Genomic DNA, 15,646 nt, shown 5'->3' with positions numbered 1-15,646 from the left:
CAACGCTGACGGCAACGGCCCCGTCACTCACTCGTCCGCCAGCAGGCTCCCCAGCCGGTCCAGCGCGGCTCGCTTCTCGGTCATGTCGGCGTGCGCGTAGATGTTCATGGTCACGTCCAGCGCGCTGTGTCCGACGATGTCGCGCACGATGTGCGGCGGGATGCCGAGGCCGAGCAGCAGGGTCACGCAGGTGTGCCGGAGATCGTGGAAGCGGACGTCCAGACCAAGCCGCTCGCGGATCGGGTAGAAATGCCGGTTGAGGTTCCGAGGCTCGATCGGAGTACCCCGCCGGGTAGTGAAAACCAAGCCGGTTTCCTGCCACTGCTCCCCCACGGCTTCGCGTTCCTCCGCCTGGCGGTCACGGTGCCGGCGGAGCGCGTCGACGCACACGGCCGGGAGCGGTACGGGCCGCTCGGAGCGGCGCGTCTTGGGCGCGGTCAGCGTCAGCTCTCCATTGACCCGCTGCAGCGCCGTACGGATCTCCAGCGATCCCCCGTCCAGGTCAACGTCCGACCAGTGGAGCCCCAGCAGCTCACCACGGCGGAGCCCGAGGTACAGCGCGAGCACGTAGGCCGCGCTCAGCCGGTCGTCGCGCACGTCGGCCAGGAGCTTCTTCGCCTCGGCGACGGACAGGCCACGACCGACGCGGTAACGAGGGGTCTGAACCTGCACCAGCTTGGCGACGTTGCGCTGCACCAGCTCCTCGCGGACCGCATGCTGGAGCGCATTCCGCAGCACCGCGTGAAGGTACTGGACCATGCGAGGCGACAGCCGACGCTCACAGCACCGCTTGGGGGTGGCAGCACAGCAACGGCGGTCACCGGCCGGACGGGCGGCGTCACGCCCCTGAGCGCAGCACTGGCAGGCCTGCCGAGCCCAGTCGAGGAAAAGGCGTACGTCTTTGGCGGAGAGCCGAGCGAGCTTCTTCTTGCCGAGGCGAGGGACGATGTACGCGTTCACGCACTTGCTGTAGCTGTAGACCGTCGAAGGCCGCACCTTGTGGCGCACGATGTGCTCAAGCCAGTAGGCGAGGTAGGTGCCGAGACTCTCGGTCGTGTCGGCCGCAGGTATCCCCTGGTCACTCTTCGCGAGCAGTTCGGTCAGCTTCTTCCGGGCCTCTTCCCAAGTCTTGCCGTAGACCCGTCGGCGCTTGTACGTGCCGTCAGGCATCAGGACATAGCCCGCTCCCTCGTACCGGCCGTCCTTGCGACGGTAGATGGTGCCCTCACCGTTGGGGTTTCGTTTGGCCATCAAGCAGCCTCCTCGATCTGGCGGGTGATGAAGTCGCGTAGGGCATCCGCCGGGACGCGGCGGGAACGGCCGACGGTGATGGAAACCAGTCGGCGGGAGCGGATCAGGTCGTAGACGGTGGAGCGGCCGAGCTTGAGCCGCGCCATGACCTCGGGCACGGTCAGCAGTTCGGGAGTGGCAGTGGTCATGCGGCGGCTCCTTCCTGGGCGAGCTGGTCGCGTAGGGCTTCGCGGGCGGTTTCGCGGTTGATCTGGAGGTCGCGGGCGATGGTGGCGGCTAGGACGGATTCGCCGGGGGTGTGGCCGTGTCCGGCGTACTGCCAGTCGGCGAGGACCAGGACGGTGTCCGGCTCCTGGTCCTCGAGGCCGAGGGCGGCGTGTTCCTGGGCGGCGCGGTAGTCGGCTCGGGCCTGGCGGAGGGCGCCGAGGGTGGTGGAGTAGCGGCGGGACTTGGAGGAGAAGTGGCCGCGGAAGCCGAGCATGTGGGCCCAGGCCCACAGGCGCCGGTCCGGGTAGAGCGGGTCGAGTTCCTTGCAGGCCTTGATGAGGCGGCGGGTGTGGTCGGGTACGCCGTGGCGGTCGAGTTCGGAGAGTTCGCCGATGCGGCGGTCGAGGGTGCCGGTGTTCTCGGCGGCTTTGGTGGCGTACTTCGCGACGTAGGAGGCGACGGCCTGTTCGGTGATGTCGGAGCCGTCCCCGAAGGCCTTGACCGGGCGGACGTCGAGCTGTCGGCCCCAGCGGAAGGTCCGGGCCGGTTGGTCGGCGGCGGCCGGGACGGAGACCGAGGTGTAGGAGTGCGCGGCGGCAGCCCGGATCGCGTCGGAGAGGAGGTCGACCGTGGCCCAGGTCGGCGGCGGGGTGCCGGGTCCGTCCGGTCCGTCGATGCGGATCACGGCATGGAAGTGCAGAGCCCCGCGCTTCTGGAACTCCGCGACCTTGCCGTAGGAGAGCCGGGCACGTTCCTTCAGCTCCCGCTGAGAGAGGCCGGCGCGGGCGGCGACCTCCCGGCGGAGCCGGTTGGTGAAGCGCTGCCAGAGCTGCCCGGCATGGTTGTTGAACAGCACCGCGCCCGCGTAGTCGTACGTGTCCGGGTCGAGGGCCGTGCCGAGGACGGGATCGTCATCGGCGTGGCGGGTGCCGCAGCGGCAGACGCCTCGATCGGGCCGGTTGTGCACCCGGCCGAACGAGGGGGCGGTAAAGGTGCCGAAGACGCGGGGATGGTCGCGGACGGTGGCGGGGATATCGCGGCGGTCGTCCCCGGCGAGCCCGGCGCGGATGAGGTGGTAGGTGTCGCCCGCGTACGTCCAGGCGCAGGACGGGCAGCGGGAGGCCCGGCGGTTGCCGCAGGCGAGGCGGAGCCGTCCGGCCGGTTCGTGTTCGGTGGAGTAGTGGTGCAGGGTCTCGCCGGTCGTCTTGTCCTTGTGCAGAACCCAGCCGCTCAGGTGGATCGGGTCGGCGCAGCCGCCGGTACGGCGGATCTGCTCGTGCCAGCGGGTGTAGTCATCGGCCGAAGCCACCCTCAGCAGGTCGCCGAGGGTGGCACGGTCAAGCAGCTGCTCAGGCACGGGCACCCTCCCGGGCGCGGCGGGCGGGGGCGGTGCCGGTGCCCTGGCAGGCCGGGCAGTGGGCGGTGATGGTGCGCAGGTGGCCGCGGACGTCTCGGCCGCCGAGGGTGATGGCGACGGAGGCGAAGCCGTCGCAGGCCGGGCAGATCCTCGGCGGGGGCGGGGTGCGGTGGGCCATGATGGTGGTGCCTTTCGATTGCGGTTGGAAGGAACGGCCACCGGGTGGCGGCGTGCTTGGCGGCTTGTGCGCCACCCGGTGGCCTTTCAGCGAGTGGTGCGGGAGCCCCGGCGGGTGCGGCCCTTGGCCGCGTACATGGCCGCGTCGGCGGCGGCGAGGGCGTCCGTCAGAAGAGGCACCGCCAGCTCTGCGACGGGGCAGACGCCGATCGAGGCGGCCAGCGGGAGGAGCGTCCCGGCGTAGGGCAGAGGCCGGTGCAGTGCAGCGGTGAGTGCGCCGAGGTCGGCGGCGGCCAGGTCCCGGATCACGGCGACGAATTCGTCCCCGCCCAGGCGGCCAGCGATGCCGTTGTGTCCGCACCAAGTGCGCAGACGGTCGGCGGTGGCGACGAGGGCGGCATCCCCGGCGGCGTGGCCGTAGGTGTCGTTCAGGTTCTTGAAGTGGTCCAGGTCGACCAGGAGAACGGCCGCGTCAGGGTGCCGGCGGATGAGGTGTTCGGCGCGGGCGGTCCATCCGGCGCGGGTGTGCAGACCGGTGAGCGGGTCGCGTCGGGCGCAGGCGAGACGGCGGGTGAGGATTCCTCCGTGTACGGCCCAGCCGAGTAACGGCACGATGCTCGCGGCTATGTGCAGGTCCATGACGTTGTCCCTTGACGATGGCGGTTGGTTTGGCGGAACTCCCAGGAACGGCGGCGTGCTTGGCGGCTTGTGCGTCGCCCTGGGAGCCGGTCAGCGGCGCTTGGCGTCGGCGTTGACGAGGGAGCGGATCACCAGGGCGCAGATGGCGAGGGAGACGCCGGTGATGGCGACCGCGAGGAGCATGGAGACGAGGACGGCGCCGACGACCAGGACCACGGCGGTGCCGCCGCCGACGAGGGCGAGGGCACTGCCGGGCGTGAGCTGAACGGTCGGGCGGGACGGCGCTACCGGGGCCGAGGCGGGTGCGATGGGCTGGTGGACCGTGTCCGTCTGCTCGGTGACGACCGCGGGCGGGTTGGTGAGGCTGGTCACGGTGGGCATGGTCGGGATCTTGGGGCGGAGCATGGTCGGTCTCCCTTCAGCGGGGGGTTACTTGACGGCGGTGTCGATGGCGGGGGCGAAGAGGCTGTCGGCGAGGAGGTAGCCGCCGAGGAGGAGCACGGCGACGAGCCACCAGGGCGGGCGGATGAGCTTGACGCCGAGCCAGCCGACGGCGAGGAGGGCGAACCAGAGCGGGACCTGCATGGCGGCGGCTCCTAGCGGACGCGGCAGCGGTGGGTGCGGGCGGCGAGCTGGGCGGCGGACTGGCTGGAGTAGTCGGCGGACCAGCCGCAGCGGTCGGCGGTGCACACGGCGGCGTGCTTGGTGTGGCCGTGGCGGTCGCGGTGGGTGCCGATCTGTACCGGGCCGATGCTCATGACGGAGTGGAAGTTGTCGCGGGCGGGCATGTCAGTCGGTCTCCTCACGGGGCGTCGTGGGGTCGGGGAAGCTGGCGCGGATACCGGCGGCGGTGGCCGGGTCGGTGGTCCGCCGGGCGGCTTCCTCGGCGAGCAGGTGGGCGAGGAAGGGGCGGTCGGCCGCGGTCATCTCGCGGGCACCGTCGAGGTAGTCGGCGGCGGTCAGGTCGGCGGGGTCGGAGGTCATTGGTCGTTCCTTCCGGTCAGGCGAGCTGGGCGGCGATGGCGTCGGCGAGGTGGGGCGGGACGCCGAGGCGGGTGCGCAGGGTGTCGGTGTCGATCGGGACTCCGGTGCGGTCGCGGTAGTCGGCGGCGACCTTGCGGGCGTGGTCGATGAGGACGGCGGGAACCGCGGGCGTCGGGTCGGCGGGCGGAAGCGCCGGCGGTTCCTCCACCGGGGCGGGCTCCGGATCCGGCACGGGTTCGGGGGCCGGTTCGCGGTCGTCCGCGATGGCGGGTTCCGGGGTTGGGGCAGGTGGTGAAGGAGTCGGTGTGCGGTGTTCGGCGGAGTGAGCGAGGAGTGTGCCGCCGAGGAAGGCGAGGGCGGGCCATCCGGCGATACCGAGGCGGAGCAGGGCGGGCGGGTTGGCCAGGTTGAGGAATCCGGCGGTGGCGACGTTGGCCCCCAGGGAGGCGACCAGGGCGATCAGGAACCAGCACCAGGCCAGCCGGGACGGGCCATCCGAGCGGAGGCGTCGCCAGGCGGCGACCAGGAGCAGGTCGACGGAGACCGGATAGGCCCAGGCTTTCCAGCCGTCCTGTCCGGCGGCTGCGGCGAGGTCGTGGAGGTGTGCGAAGGACAGGGCTCCGGCGATGACGGCCTGGACCAGGACCGCGTCCACTCGCAGGGTGGGGCGGGCCATCAGGACTCACCGCCGGGGTAGGGCGGGCCGCTGTTGGGGTCGTAGCCGGGCGGGAACGTCCCCGGCGGCGGCTCGGGCAGCGAGGCAGCCAGGGACGTGCCGACGATCTCGATGAAGTCCTGGTCGGCTCCAGTGGTGTCGCCGTAGAGGGCGAGCTGGCCGAGCAGGAGCACGGTGCGGGCGAAGTCCTCGCAGTTCGGACACATGGCGGGGCTTCCTCCCTTCATGAGGCATGGCGGGGGTAGGGACCTGGCGCGAAGGCGGTCGCGCCGACCGGAGAGCGGGAGGAGTCAGGCCGTGACGGGAACCGTCTTCGACAGCGGCACCGGGGCCTCAGAGGAACCGATCACCTCAGGCCGGAAAGGTGCCAGTTCGGGCAGGTCCGGGGTGCGGTCGGCGTGCCGGTTGCAGGTGTTCACGGCTTGGCGCAGGGAGGTGTGTGGGGCGCGGATGCGGTGCCAGCCGCCGGTGGAGTCCCCGGCGATGGCGAGGCCGCGCAGTTCGGCCGGGATCTGGATGGCGGCCAGGACAGCGTCCGGGGAGATGTCACCGAAGGCCATGTTCGCCGAGGTTTCGTCGTTGACGCGGTGGGCGGTACGGCCGGTGAGCTGGGCGCGGAGCATGGTGATGCCCTTGCCGAGTTCGGAGCCGAAGCGCTGCCCGCAGATCTCCAAGTAGATGCCGGCCGCGCGGCCGAGCTGGGCGAGGCGGACCAGGGCGGTGATGATCCGGTCCCGCCGCTTCTCCTCGTCCTTGCTGGCGAACAGGGCGAGTTCGGCGACCTCGTCGACCAGGACCACGACCGGCACCGGCCGCAGATGTTCGGGCAGGTCCCAGATGTCGGCGGCTATCTCGGCATCCGGCACGGCGGCGGTGATGCGCTGCTCGGCCCGGATGACCTGGTAGACCCCTTCCATGCGGGACACGAGCGCTTCCAGCAGCTCCAGGGCGGTGTCGGGGTTGTCGGCGAGGGCGGAGAAGCGGCGGGCCAGCGGGAACAGCTCGACTCCCTGTTTGCAGTCGATGCCGACCAGGGCGACGTCCATCGGGGCGAGCCCGGCAACCAGGTTCCGCTGGTAGACGGACTTGCCCGACTCCGTGGCGCCGAGGGTGAGCGCATGCGGAACAGCCCGGTAGTCGCGGTAGTGCACCGAGCCGTCCTCGCGCAGGGCGACGGGGACCCGCATGGGGCGGGTGTCGACCTTGGCGGGCATCTGCACCCGCTTGAGGACGTCGTAACCGGTCATCCGCACTTCCACGACACCCGAGCGCACTTCACGCGAGGTGACGCCGTACATCGAAAAGGAGTGACGCAGCCGGTCCGAGGCGGCGGTGACGTCGAAGGCGTCCTGTCCGGGGCGCAGGCCCAGCCGCAGGACCAGGCCGGTCCGGGTCGGGCGGAAGCGCAGGATGCGTGGCGGGCGCGAGTCCGGCACGGGCCGGTTGGTGAGCCGCGCCAGGGTCAGGCGCCAGCGCGAGGGCGGGACCGTCAGGCCGCAGGCGTCCATGACGGAGGCGTAGCGGAGGCGGACCCGCAGCGTGGCGAAGGTGACCCCGAAGGTCATCCAGTACCAGGCGGGGCGCCGCCACCGCAGGAGACCCGCAGCGGCGACGACCAGCACCAGCGCGACCGTGAAGGCGGTCATGATCAGGCCGCCTTGGAGTTCGCGGCAGCGGCGACGAGGGACGTGACCGCGACGGCGCGGAAGGCGATGCCGTGCCGCTTCTGGCCGTTGAAGTCGTTCTCCCACGGGCGGGCGATCAGGCCCGTGAGCGCGACCGGCGTGCCCATGGTCAGCTCACCGGAGATGCCCGGCTCCGGGACGGTGATGGACAGGATCTCGACCTCGTCGTTGGCCGCGAACATCACGTCGACGCTCATCATCCTCGCGCCGGTCTCGGCGTCGGTGGCGATCTCGCCGGTACGGCGGTCCTTCACCTTGGGCTGAGGGTTCTTGGCGACCATCACGGTAGCGGCGGAGGTGTCCACGGGGATCTGACGCATCTTCTTGTCTCCTGCTGTGGTGGGTTCTTGACCGACGTCCCGTCGGTGAGATCAGGAGACCGCGAGATGGGGTGGACGCATCACGGCCCGTCTGGACGTTTAGGGACGTCTGAGCTACCGTCAAAACGTCCCTAGGGGTCCCGAGGAAGGGCACGTCATGGCGAACGAGCGTCTGCGCGCAGCGATTTCGGCGAAGGGCGAGACGATCCAGTCCGTTGCCGAACACGTCGGAGTCGACCCCAAGACCGTCGAGCGCTGGATCACCACGGGCCGGACTCCGCACCGGGGGCACCGCTGGAAGACCGCGAGCTTCCTCGGGGCCGACGAGGTCTACATCTGGCCGTCAGTCGAGAAACAGGCCGAGAAGGCGAGCGCGTCGGAGCTGATCACGTACTACCCGCACCGTGGCGCGGTCCCTGCTCCGCTGTGGTCCTCCCTGATCGAGAAGGCGACGGACCAGGTCGACATCCTGGTGTACGCGGGACTGTTCCTCTTCGACAGCCACCCGGACCTACCTGACCAGTTGGCCGAGAAGGCGAAGGCCGGCGCCCAGGTCCGCATCCTGCTGGGCGACCCGGAATCCGCGGCTGTCCGGCAGCGTGGCGAAGAGGAAGGCATCGGCGACGACCTGGCGGCGCGAGCGCGGATCACTCGCCGGTACTTGCAGCCCGCCATGTCGACGCCCGGCGTCGAGATCCGGCTGCACGACACGATCCTCTACAACTCGATCTACCGGTTCGACGACGACGTCCTGGTGAACCCCCACGTGCTGGGAGCTCCCGCCGGACAGAACCCGGTGATGCACTTTAAGTACCTGCCGGGAGCGCGGACGTTCCGGCACTACATGCGGAGCTTCGACTACGCATGGGAGCAGGGCCGGGCGGCGTAACAGGCTCCCGGCGTGCGACGCTGAACGCATGGCACGCGTCGACTACTTCAACGATCCGAACGCCCCGAAGGCGAACAGCCTGGTCCCCTCTGTGACCGCCGTGGCCCGCAACGAGGCCGGGGCAGTCCTGCTGATTCACAAGACCGACAACGACCTGTGGGCTCTGCCCGGAGGCGGCATCGACCTGGGCGAGTCAGCTCCCGACGCGGCTGTACGCGAGACCAAGGAAGAGACCGGGTTCGACGTCGAGGTGACCGGCCTGGTCGGGATCTACACGAACCCCGGGCACGTCATGGCGTACGACGACGGCGAGGTCCGCCAGCAGTTCTCCATCTGCTTCCATGCCCGCATCGTCGGCGGCCAGCTGCGGACGAGCAGCGAGAGCAAGGAAGTCGCGTTCGTTGACCCGAGCAGGCTGGACGAGCTGACCATCCACCCGTCGATGCGTATGCGGATCGACCACGGCCTGGCCGACCGGGCCGAGCCCTACATCGGCTAAGCGGCCATACGGTCGAGGGTTCGCTCGACGGCGGCCTGGAGGTACGGGCGCGCTTTGCTGATCGCGTTGTGCACCTCGCTGCCCGGCTCGTAGCGAACCAGGATCTCGTCGATCCGGGTGTCGAAGGCGAAGGACTGCCCGGCGGGGCCGGTCGTCATGTCGGCGAAGATCAGTGCGTCGAGGACGGGCGAGTCCTCCCGCTCGTAGACGGCCAGCTCTGCCGAGAGACCGCGCTGCTCTGCTTCGTACACGGCCCCGGAGTGGTGGGCGACCAGCCGCACGAGACGCGCCGGCGCACCCAGCGTTTCCAGGTGGCGGGCACCGTCGAGGGGATGGAACCCGGTGTCACGCAGCTCGGGGGCGTAACCGATGTCGTGCAGCCACGCTGCGGCGACGAGGAGACCCCGATCAGCCTCGGACACAGCCGCGGCAGCCTCTTGAGCCCGAGCAGCCACCGCCTGAGTGTGCAGCCAGCGGTTCCCGAGCTGAGGAAGCAGAGACTCGGCGAGTGCGGCCGCTCCCTGAGGCGTGTCCAGTGCAGAAGGCATGCATGGAACGGTAGCCGAGTCGAGCGGTGAGCCGACAGGCCACGATCGAGCGATATCGATCATGGGTGCGGTACAACTTTCCCTACATCATCAAGCCCCGGCTGCGCTCCGCTCCGCCGGGCGCGCTCCCGGCTCCGCTGCGGGCGCCGCTCCTGCCTCCGGCCCGCTCCGCCCGCGCTGCGCCGACGCGCGCCCACGTGTGAATAGGGCCGGTGGCCGAGAGTCGATCACCGCACATCGCGGCCACGGTCAGAACAGTGCCTCCGGCGGGGGATCGGCCGGCACCGGGATGGAGAGAGCGCCGTTCCCGACTGCGGGTCCGTAGGGGCGTGCGAGGGGTGCTCTCATCCCGTCCACCGTCGACCCAGGCAGAGCCGAGCAGACGCGGCCCATGGCGTCCAGGTCGTTCGTACAGTGGCGCGCTCCACCTGGACGCCATGAACCACGCCTGCTCCACGGTGTGTGGGTCGACGGCGGACGGGATGGGAGCTGGGGAGGTGGTGGGCGGGCTGGAAGGCCCCTCTGCGGCTATGAGTAAAAAATTAAAGCACTTTACCGTGGGCGATGATGATCTGTTCTGAGGTGAACCGCATCAAGGGGATTTCCTTCGAGAGTTCATCATCGTGTGCGAAGGGGGCGTACTTGGGAAGGTCGCCATCTTTGGCGTGGACCAAAGCGTTGCGTACTTTATAAATTCGTTTTGCCATGGATGATCGCACCGCTTCCTCATCCGTAAGCGAGAGGTCCAGCTTGCCAGCGCCAGCGAATGGAACGCCATTCTCCTTGTAATGGGCGACCAAATTTCCATCGTAACTGTCGAGATCGGTCACTAGGCGTCCAATGTCAACGAACCTTTCGAGCACTAGGTGGAGAGCCCGCTGTTCGTTCACTCCGCCTTCCTCTCTGACCTGACGCTGCGCCTTGTTTACCGTGCGAATGATGGCTTGTATGTCCTTCGCGCGTCGAGCCGAGAAGGAAGGATCCGTTATCCCTTTGCGTACCTGTTCGACCAGGTCATCGTTGAATACTTTTTCGAAGTAATGTTCGGCAATGTGATAGAAGGAAAGGTACTCAAGCAAGGGTATTTCTGCTGCAACCCCCATGAGATAGTGCTGAATTAGGTCCGAGCTGTAGGTCTGCCTGGGAGGGTCAAATGCCGCCCCGGAGATCCTTCGAACCTTCTGGATGCTGCTCGCTGCGAAGAGGGGGTCTATCCCGATACGTGCTGCGAGATCCATGTTGTAAGCGGCGTGAAATAGGAATGAATTGGCAAGAGTCTCGTAGTCCAGGCCTCCCTGTGTCGATTCGATCCGGAGGGTTACGGTGTACAAGATCTCAGCCACTACATCCAGCAGCGAGATTGGTTCGTCGGCTTCGCTTGCTATACGTGCCGCAACTCTTCTGACACGATTCCTCATCATCGCCCATCTCGGTAGCTTCACGATGCCCGGATTTTGGGAAAGGAGGCAAAGGAGATATGCGACGACTTCCTTGGATGGAGCCCCCACTGTGTACGTGACAGGATTGTCGCCCTGCCCTGTGAAATCTATGCCGTCAAGGGACCTTTCGAAAAGGCCGTGAGAGTTCAGTGGGACTAGTGTGAACTCGGCCTTGTTGGGCCATATGAAAGAACTCTCGGTGTTGGATTTGAGCGCCTTGAGGTTCTGGATTACGTTTTCGATTTCACCTTCACTGAGGGTGGCGACACTGTCGTTTTCTTGGCCGTAGCCGGGAATCGGAATTGCGAATCCGTCATCGATGGCCGTCAATTGGCGAATGATTAGCCTCAGGCCGTCGAGGAGGGATTCCCTGCTAACCACTGGCGCGATAGCTGTGCCCATTACTTTCTCCTTCGGAGGCGGGGGAAGCCATGTTGCCAGGAAGAGGCGGGGGATGTGGCAAGAATGGCTGTTCCATGCGGCGTGAGATGGATAGATGCCACCGACGTACCCGGGGGCGCCACGGGAGGACTACGCCATCATCGGCCTGTGAGTGGGGCCGTCTGTGGACCGTCCAGGCGCGCTCAGCAGTGACCCGCAGCGACCGGCAGTGACAGTTCTCCACCACGCCAGCCCCAGGTCTCCCAAGTTGATCTGCGACACCCCGAAACCGTCAGGGTTCCTGCCAGCGTGCCCGTCAGCCATTCCGCGAGGTTCACGCCCTGGGACCAGCACTCGCCTTCGTGGTTGCACCACATGACGCCCGCAGGATCGCGGAAGTCGACCAGCGACCAGATAGTGCAGCCCCAGTCGTAGATCAGCACCAGGCCGGCCGGGATGCGGCCGGACGGATCCGGGCCGTCCTGGTACAGCTCGGCGATGTCCGCAAAGTTGCCCTGAGCGGCCCCACCGCTCACGCCCAGGATTCCTTCGTTCGGGCCGAATCCGCCGTTGGCGACCTCGACGTACAAGCGCCGCAGGAGAGGAGGCAACGGGAACCCGATGGCCTCTTCCGCCGCGGCGACAGCCTCCGGTGTTGCGGGCGGTGGCAAAGTCCCCGCCCGCGCTACGATCCGCAACGCCTCGACAACCTCATCATCAGTCACGGGCTCAGACTCTCAGCCCGGAGTGGTCGGACGTGCCAGATGTGTGCCAGATCCTGCGGAGAACCACGGGGAACAGCGGGGAACAAGTCGGCGACCGCCTGCGCACCGTTCAAGGCCCACCGCAGGTCAGCAGAGCAACCGCCGCCAAAGACCCCAAGCTTCCCAAGCTGATGTACCTGAGAACCGCGGCTGCGGAGCGCAGCCAGGCCGGCTGAGGACGCCTCGTCCTTGCCAACCAGCACCTGATCCAGCAGTTCCCGCTCCTGGACTGCAAAGCACGTCCGGCCGAGGGCTCGCATCGAAGCGCGTGTGTACCCGTCGCGTACCATCCCGCCCATGAGCGCAACGGTCGTCACCATCGCTTTGGCATTCGTCGGCTACCTCGCTACCTACCTCAACAACCTGCGACTGTCGCAGCGGCAAGAACGACTCTCACGCGTGAACCGACAGCTCAGCGAGTTCTACGGGCCCATGCTCGCTCTCACGGAGACTGGCACGCAAATATTCAACGCTTTCATGGAGCGTGCCGCGACCCGCCCTGACGGCCGATCACCCTTCGCTGCGGGCGGGGAACCTCCAACAAGTGAGGAGTTGACGGAGTGGCGACTGTGGGTGAGTACGGTGTTCCTGCCGAGCATCCAAGCCATGCGTGACATTGTGGTCACCAAAGCGGACCTCCTTGCTGAGCGGCAGGTACCGCCGGTGTTGCTTGAGCTGAGTGCGCACGTCTCCGGCTATGAGATCACTGCAGCCAAATGGGCAAACGGCGACTACACGCAGCACCTCTCCGTCACACCGTTTCCTGGCGAGGAGCTCACACGCTACGTGCGAACCAGCTTCACCCGGCTCAAGGAGGAGCAAGCCAGTCTTCTGGGCCACCGTCGGAGATGGTCACGCAGCCCGGTACCTGACAACGGCACGGTTCCAACGGCTGGTTGGCGTCGCCTCGAGCCGGCACCAATGACATCACCAGGTGACATCAACGGCCGCGGACAGCAGCGGGACTGAACGCACAAGGGTGGTCACACCCAAGCAGGAGCACAACAGCCCAACTGCGAAAACTCAGCCCCTGGATCGAACTCCTAAAGCCGGTGTCGCAGGTTCGAATCCTGCCGGGGTGAGAACGCCTCGTCGATTTGCAACCCGCCCCGCTCCAGCCCGCGTGAGCAGCCCTCACGGCAAGTCCCCGCCTGCGCTGCCACAGACGGGTACTCCGCCCTGTGCGTTAGTTCCTCCGGCGACGCCCCTGCGCATAGGGGCCGCGGCGATCATGTTCCCGCCATTCCTCCTCATGGGGGTCACGGTCTTCGCCGCCCGCGTTGTCTCCAGGAGTCGAAATGTGTTCCCCCTTGTTGACCTTGGCCAGCAGCGAGGCGAGGGGATCGGGGGGATCGTCGCTGAAGCGATCGGAGCCGCGCTCGGGCGGCGGCCCCGGCTCCGTCCTGTCGTGACGCGACCGTGACGTACCGCTCATGAGTAGCCCCCTCCGAACTCACTGAAATGCACCCGAGATCTTTCCCTGGAAGGTCGCGGGTAACCCGACCTCGACCTTGCCAGTGCTGTGCAATCTTGCCGGAAGCCGACCGCAATTGGACACACTCCAGACCTCAACGTCTGTCCGTACCTGGAGCTTCTTCGCACAAGCTCTACGAGCTGCGACCACCTACGAGTAGTCCGTGGCTCAAGGCAGACGTACAGATCGGACGGCCGATCCCGTGCCAGACACGTGCCAGATTGTGCGGGGAACCACGGGGAACTGCGGCGACCAGGCCGCCGGTCAGTCAGGCCCCGCGCCCGCTCCGCCGCAGTTCAGCCAAGCGGCCCTCGACCGAGAACCCAAGCTTCCGAAACTCAGGGCGCAAGCCCGAAGTCTGCCTGTAGAGCTCCCAGGAACGGGCGTCCTAGGCTCATCCGCCATGGAGTGGATATCACTGGCCAGCACGGCACTTGGCGCGGTCATTGGGGTCGGTTCGACGTTGATCACCGATCGACTCAGTTGGCGAAGGGAGCGCGCCGGCCAGAGCTTCGATACGCGGAGGCAGCTCTACGCCGACTACACCGCCGCACTCTCCCGCATGCGAACGGCACTCAACGAGGCTGCGCAGGCAGACATTCCTGAGGAGGAACGCCCAGGAAGGTTACGCGAGCTGTTCCTGGCACCCGGGGCCTACGAGATTCGCCACCAGCTAGCGATCACCGCTCCGCAGGATGTTGTTGAGGCCGCACGCACCGCGTTCGTGGTCCTGAGGGACACGCGAGACCTGCTCATCGATGGCGCTGCGATCGAGAGCCCGGCTTACACCGAGCTGGAAAACAGGTTCGATTCGGCAGTGGCCGAACTCCGCAAGATCATGCGCCGAGACCTGGGCGTCGCCGAATAGACCACGAGAGAGACAGGCATCAGAAGCTCGCCCGTGCGCCTTCGTGCCCCACTGCCGGAGGCCGCGGGGAACCACTGCGACGAACGGGCACGGCCCAACGCAACGAGGCGATCCTGCGCTCCCCTCCACCCACTCAAGAAGACTCTGCAATAGGCCCTGCGAAGCGCGAGGTGCAGCGGCCGGCCCAGGACAGTGGCCACACTTCCTGCGGAAGGTTCAGGCCGCCTGCGACTGACCAGGTCAGCGACCGCTTCCCTCGTCCGCCAGAGACAGGTGCAGTACAGCAGCGGAGTACAGCAACCACCGCAACCCCAGCCGACCGACAAAGGACTCCGAAGACCCCACGACCAGCGTCCTGGACCGCAATGACCGTCCGGCCGACAGTTCGGGAGGAAGAGGTCGTGCCACCAGCTCCCGGTGACCCCGGCCGAAGCAGCCGATATCAGAGCTCGATGAGAATGTCTCCGCCACGGAGACGCCCAGTGCCCCGGACAGCGGGGACGACGAGCACGCCGTGATCGCCCACTTCCGGCTTGCCGCTGACGGTTTCGGCGACGCCGACCAACGAGAGCAGGTCTACGCCGCTGAGGAGGTGATGGCCGCAGCGATCGATGAGGCCGAGGTCGGGGAGTTCGACGGCAACGAGTTCGGCGCGGGCGAGGCCGTCCTCTACGCCTACGGACCGGATGGAGACGCTCTCTTCAAAGTCATGGAGCCGACGCTGCGCGGTCTGCCGTTCCGGCCGGCACACGTTGTCGTCAGCCGAGGCGACAGTGCGTCCCGCATGGACCTATAAGCCCGCGAGACAGCTACGAAGACGGTCCACGGTCCGGCGAAGCCGGGGCCGTCCCGGGGCCGTCCGAGGTCACCCGATGCCGACCAACAACGACAGAAGCCCACGGCATCCGAGCAGCTCAGGGCCGTGGGCTTCGTCAGTCCCGCTGGTCAGCGAGACCCGTGCTTAATAGACCGGCAATTCAGGTGGAACAGGTGACGAAGCCCCGGTCATCAGCCCAGCCACCAAACCTGATTGTGGCCGTCGACGTGCCAGTTCGGACAATCCCGGAGCGGGAGAACGAGCCTCTGTACGAGGATGCTCCCGTGGACGCAGGGGTGTGGATAGGCGCTGCCGCTGGGCTCGCCGGTGCGCTGGTAGGCGCAGGAGGATCGATCGCCACGACGCTGGTCACTCAGCGACATCAGAAGGCCGAAGCTCGCAGAGAAGAGCGGGTGAAGCTTGCGAGGGAAACAGTCGATGCGATTACCCAAGAGCTCATCGCGCTCAGAGAGCTTGCCTGGACATACCCGGCAGCGGACGCCTCGGAAGGAACTATGCGGCACTTTGGGTCTGCCGCACGATCGGGTGACATCTGAACTGGCTTGCCCTATGGGGCTGGTGGGAAGGATGTCGCTGTGCCCAAGCCTTATCCCGAAGAGTTCCGCGAGGACGTCGTGCGGGTCGCGAGGAACCGCGGCCCGGGGGTGACG

22 protein-coding genes are annotated in these 15,646 nt (G+C 67.4%); 6 read left to right on the top strand and 16 right to left on the bottom strand.

Annotation, left to right across the window (positions count from 1 at the left end; genetic code table 11):
- Window positions 1-27 precede the first annotated feature (27 nt).
- The 13 genes from ACWDEN_RS28875 to ACWDEN_RS28815 form a co-directional block, all read right to left on the bottom strand.
- Window positions 28-1,251: a tyrosine-type recombinase/integrase gene (locus tag ACWDEN_RS28875; RefSeq protein ID WP_450860651.1), complete on the bottom strand. Its 1,224-nt coding sequence runs from the start codon at window positions 1,249-1,251 to the stop codon at window positions 28-30.
- Complete coding sequence (locus ACWDEN_RS28870; RefSeq protein WP_450860649.1) at window positions 1,251-1,439, bottom strand: helix-turn-helix domain-containing protein; 189 nt, start codon at window positions 1,437-1,439, stop codon at window positions 1,251-1,253. Before ACWDEN_RS28870 ends, ACWDEN_RS28875 begins: the two co-directional genes overlap by 1 nt.
- Entirely contained in the window at window positions 1,436-2,815 is a 1,380-nt protein-coding gene (repSA, locus tag ACWDEN_RS28865) for a replication initiator protein RepSA (RefSeq protein WP_450860647.1), read from the bottom strand. Before repSA ends, ACWDEN_RS28870 begins: the two co-directional genes overlap by 4 nt.
- On the bottom strand, window positions 2,808-2,993 hold the full coding sequence (locus tag ACWDEN_RS28860) for a hypothetical protein (RefSeq protein WP_450860645.1): 186 nt from the start codon (window positions 2,991-2,993) through the stop codon (window positions 2,808-2,810). Before ACWDEN_RS28860 ends, repSA begins: the two co-directional genes overlap by 8 nt.
- An 86-nt stretch (window positions 2,994-3,079) precedes the next feature.
- A complete protein-coding gene (locus ACWDEN_RS28855; protein ID WP_450860643.1) occupies window positions 3,080-3,631 on the bottom strand; it encodes a GGDEF domain-containing protein in 552 nt (183 codons plus the stop codon).
- Between the two features lie 90 nt (window positions 3,632-3,721).
- Window positions 3,722-4,036: a SpdD-like protein gene (locus ACWDEN_RS28850; RefSeq protein ID WP_450860641.1), complete on the bottom strand. Its 315-nt coding sequence runs from the start codon at window positions 4,034-4,036 to the stop codon at window positions 3,722-3,724.
- A gap of 24 nt (window positions 4,037-4,060) precedes the next feature.
- A complete protein-coding gene (locus ACWDEN_RS28845; RefSeq protein WP_450860639.1) occupies window positions 4,061-4,216 on the bottom strand; it encodes a hypothetical protein in 156 nt (51 codons plus the stop codon).
- Window positions 4,217-4,227: 11 nt separating this feature from the next.
- Window positions 4,228-4,419: a mobile element transfer protein gene (locus ACWDEN_RS28840; protein WP_450860637.1), complete on the bottom strand. Its 192-nt coding sequence runs from the start codon at window positions 4,417-4,419 to the stop codon at window positions 4,228-4,230.
- A gap of 1 nt (window position 4,420) precedes the next feature.
- On the bottom strand, window positions 4,421-4,615 hold the full coding sequence (locus tag ACWDEN_RS28835) for a hypothetical protein (RefSeq protein ID WP_450860635.1): 195 nt from the start codon (window positions 4,613-4,615) through the stop codon (window positions 4,421-4,423).
- A gap of 16 nt (window positions 4,616-4,631) precedes the next feature.
- Window positions 4,632-5,291: a DUF2637 domain-containing protein gene (locus tag ACWDEN_RS28830; protein WP_450860633.1), complete on the bottom strand. Its 660-nt coding sequence runs from the start codon at window positions 5,289-5,291 to the stop codon at window positions 4,632-4,634.
- The gene (locus tag ACWDEN_RS28825; RefSeq protein ID WP_450860631.1) at window positions 5,291-5,497 is read right to left on the bottom strand and encodes a hypothetical protein; all 207 of its coding nucleotides are present in this window, start codon (window positions 5,495-5,497) and stop codon (window positions 5,291-5,293) included. Before ACWDEN_RS28825 ends, ACWDEN_RS28830 begins: the two co-directional genes overlap by 1 nt.
- 84 nt (window positions 5,498-5,581) lie before the next feature.
- Window positions 5,582-6,937: an FtsK/SpoIIIE domain-containing protein gene (locus ACWDEN_RS28820; RefSeq protein WP_450860629.1), complete on the bottom strand. Its 1,356-nt coding sequence runs from the start codon at window positions 6,935-6,937 to the stop codon at window positions 5,582-5,584.
- Between the two features lie 2 nt (window positions 6,938-6,939).
- The gene (locus ACWDEN_RS28815) at window positions 6,940-7,296 is read right to left on the bottom strand and encodes an SCO3933 family regulatory protein (RefSeq protein WP_450860627.1); all 357 of its coding nucleotides are present in this window, start codon (window positions 7,294-7,296) and stop codon (window positions 6,940-6,942) included.
- Window positions 7,297-7,453: 157 nt separating this feature from the next.
- Between ACWDEN_RS28815 and ACWDEN_RS28810 the strand changes: the two genes are divergently transcribed.
- Together ACWDEN_RS28810 and ACWDEN_RS28805 are read left to right on the top strand one after the other, a co-directional pair.
- The gene (locus ACWDEN_RS28810) at window positions 7,454-8,185 is read left to right on the top strand and encodes an XRE family transcriptional regulator (protein WP_450860625.1); all 732 of its coding nucleotides are present in this window, start codon (window positions 7,454-7,456) and stop codon (window positions 8,183-8,185) included.
- A gap of 28 nt (window positions 8,186-8,213) precedes the next feature.
- Window positions 8,214-8,684, top strand: coding sequence for an NUDIX hydrolase (locus ACWDEN_RS28805; protein ID WP_450860623.1), 471 nt, complete (start codon window positions 8,214-8,216; stop codon window positions 8,682-8,684).
- Here ACWDEN_RS28805 and ACWDEN_RS28800 read toward each other — a convergent pair.
- The 3 genes from ACWDEN_RS28800 to ACWDEN_RS28790 form a co-directional block, all read right to left on the bottom strand.
- Window positions 8,681-9,232, bottom strand: coding sequence for an HDIG domain-containing metalloprotein (locus tag ACWDEN_RS28800; RefSeq protein ID WP_450860621.1), 552 nt, complete (start codon window positions 9,230-9,232; stop codon window positions 8,681-8,683). The genes ACWDEN_RS28805 and ACWDEN_RS28800 overlap by 4 nt on opposite strands.
- A 542-nt stretch (window positions 9,233-9,774) precedes the next feature.
- Complete coding sequence (locus ACWDEN_RS28795) at window positions 9,775-11,073, bottom strand: hypothetical protein (protein WP_450860619.1); 1,299 nt, start codon at window positions 11,071-11,073, stop codon at window positions 9,775-9,777.
- Window positions 11,074-11,255: 182 nt separating this feature from the next.
- Window positions 11,256-11,777: an SMI1/KNR4 family protein gene (locus ACWDEN_RS28790; RefSeq protein WP_450860617.1), complete on the bottom strand. Its 522-nt coding sequence runs from the start codon at window positions 11,775-11,777 to the stop codon at window positions 11,256-11,258.
- A 336-nt stretch (window positions 11,778-12,113) separates the two neighbouring features.
- On the opposite strand from ACWDEN_RS28790, the gene ACWDEN_RS28785 reads away from it, so the two are divergent.
- The 4 genes from ACWDEN_RS28785 (at window position 12,114) to ACWDEN_RS28770 (ending at window position 15,532) form a co-directional block, all read left to right on the top strand.
- Window positions 12,114-12,785 (top strand): hypothetical protein, encoded by a 672-nt coding sequence (locus ACWDEN_RS28785; protein WP_450860615.1) that lies wholly within the window; start codon window positions 12,114-12,116, stop codon window positions 12,783-12,785.
- Between the two features lie 908 nt (window positions 12,786-13,693).
- Complete coding sequence (locus ACWDEN_RS28780; RefSeq protein ID WP_450860613.1) at window positions 13,694-14,158, top strand: hypothetical protein; 465 nt, start codon at window positions 13,694-13,696, stop codon at window positions 14,156-14,158.
- A gap of 514 nt (window positions 14,159-14,672) precedes the next feature.
- Window positions 14,673-14,954, top strand: coding sequence for a hypothetical protein (locus tag ACWDEN_RS28775; protein WP_450860611.1), 282 nt, complete (start codon window positions 14,673-14,675; stop codon window positions 14,952-14,954).
- A gap of 194 nt (window positions 14,955-15,148) precedes the next feature.
- Window positions 15,149-15,532, top strand: a complete 384-nt coding sequence (locus ACWDEN_RS28770) for a hypothetical protein (protein WP_450860609.1) — start codon at window positions 15,149-15,151, stop codon at window positions 15,530-15,532.
- The last annotated feature ends 114 nt before the right edge of the window (window positions 15,533-15,646 follow it).

It is taken from the genome of Streptomyces sp. NPDC001153 (genome assembly GCF_053598315.1).
The sequence above is the reverse complement of the archived record's forward strand: the minus strand, read 5'-3'. Positions and strand labels throughout refer to the sequence as shown.

What these genes read in the sequence shown, in the direction of transcription:
- ACWDEN_RS28810 (WP_450860625.1), top strand. Translation starts at nt 7,454, where the DNA reads ATGGCGAACGAGCGTCTGCGCGCAGCGATTTCGGCGAAGGGCGAGACG.
- ACWDEN_RS28850 (WP_450860641.1), bottom strand. Translation starts at nt 4,036, where the DNA reads ATGCTCCGCCCCAAGATCCCGACCATGCCCACCGTGACCAGCCTCACC.
- ACWDEN_RS28820 (WP_450860629.1), bottom strand. Translation starts at nt 6,937, where the DNA reads ATGACCGCCTTCACGGTCGCGCTGGTGCTGGTCGTCGCCGCTGCGGGT.
- ACWDEN_RS28795 (WP_450860619.1), bottom strand. Translation starts at nt 11,073, where the DNA reads ATGGGCACAGCTATCGCGCCAGTGGTTAGCAGGGAATCCCTCCTCGAC.
- ACWDEN_RS28855 (WP_450860643.1), bottom strand. Translation starts at nt 3,631, where the DNA reads ATGGACCTGCACATAGCCGCGAGCATCGTGCCGTTACTCGGCTGGGCC.
- ACWDEN_RS28830 (WP_450860633.1), bottom strand. Translation starts at nt 5,291, where the DNA reads ATGGCCCGCCCCACCCTGCGAGTGGACGCGGTCCTGGTCCAGGCCGTC.
- ACWDEN_RS28870 (WP_450860649.1), bottom strand. Translation starts at nt 1,439, where the DNA reads ATGACCACTGCCACTCCCGAACTGCTGACCGTGCCCGAGGTCATGGCG.
- ACWDEN_RS28875 (WP_450860651.1), bottom strand. Translation starts at nt 1,251, where the DNA reads ATGGCCAAACGAAACCCCAACGGTGAGGGCACCATCTACCGTCGCAAG.
- ACWDEN_RS28835 (WP_450860635.1), bottom strand. Translation starts at nt 4,615, where the DNA reads ATGACCTCCGACCCCGCCGACCTGACCGCCGCCGACTACCTCGACGGT.
- ACWDEN_RS28815 (WP_450860627.1), bottom strand. Translation starts at nt 7,296, where the DNA reads ATGCGTCAGATCCCCGTGGACACCTCCGCCGCTACCGTGATGGTCGCC.
- ACWDEN_RS28785 (WP_450860615.1), top strand. Translation starts at nt 12,114, where the DNA reads ATGAGCGCAACGGTCGTCACCATCGCTTTGGCATTCGTCGGCTACCTC.
- ACWDEN_RS28840 (WP_450860637.1), bottom strand. Translation starts at nt 4,419, where the DNA reads ATGCCCGCCCGCGACAACTTCCACTCCGTCATGAGCATCGGCCCGGTA.
- ACWDEN_RS28780 (WP_450860613.1), top strand. Translation starts at nt 13,694, where the DNA reads ATGGAGTGGATATCACTGGCCAGCACGGCACTTGGCGCGGTCATTGGG.
- ACWDEN_RS28800 (WP_450860621.1), bottom strand. Translation starts at nt 9,232, where the DNA reads ATGCCTTCTGCACTGGACACGCCTCAGGGAGCGGCCGCACTCGCCGAG.
- ACWDEN_RS28825 (WP_450860631.1), bottom strand. Translation starts at nt 5,497, where the DNA reads ATGTGTCCGAACTGCGAGGACTTCGCCCGCACCGTGCTCCTGCTCGGC.
- ACWDEN_RS28860 (WP_450860645.1), bottom strand. Translation starts at nt 2,993, where the DNA reads ATGGCCCACCGCACCCCGCCCCCGCCGAGGATCTGCCCGGCCTGCGAC.
- ACWDEN_RS28805 (WP_450860623.1), top strand. Translation starts at nt 8,214, where the DNA reads ATGGCACGCGTCGACTACTTCAACGATCCGAACGCCCCGAAGGCGAAC.
- ACWDEN_RS28845 (WP_450860639.1), bottom strand. Translation starts at nt 4,216, where the DNA reads ATGCAGGTCCCGCTCTGGTTCGCCCTCCTCGCCGTCGGCTGGCTCGGC.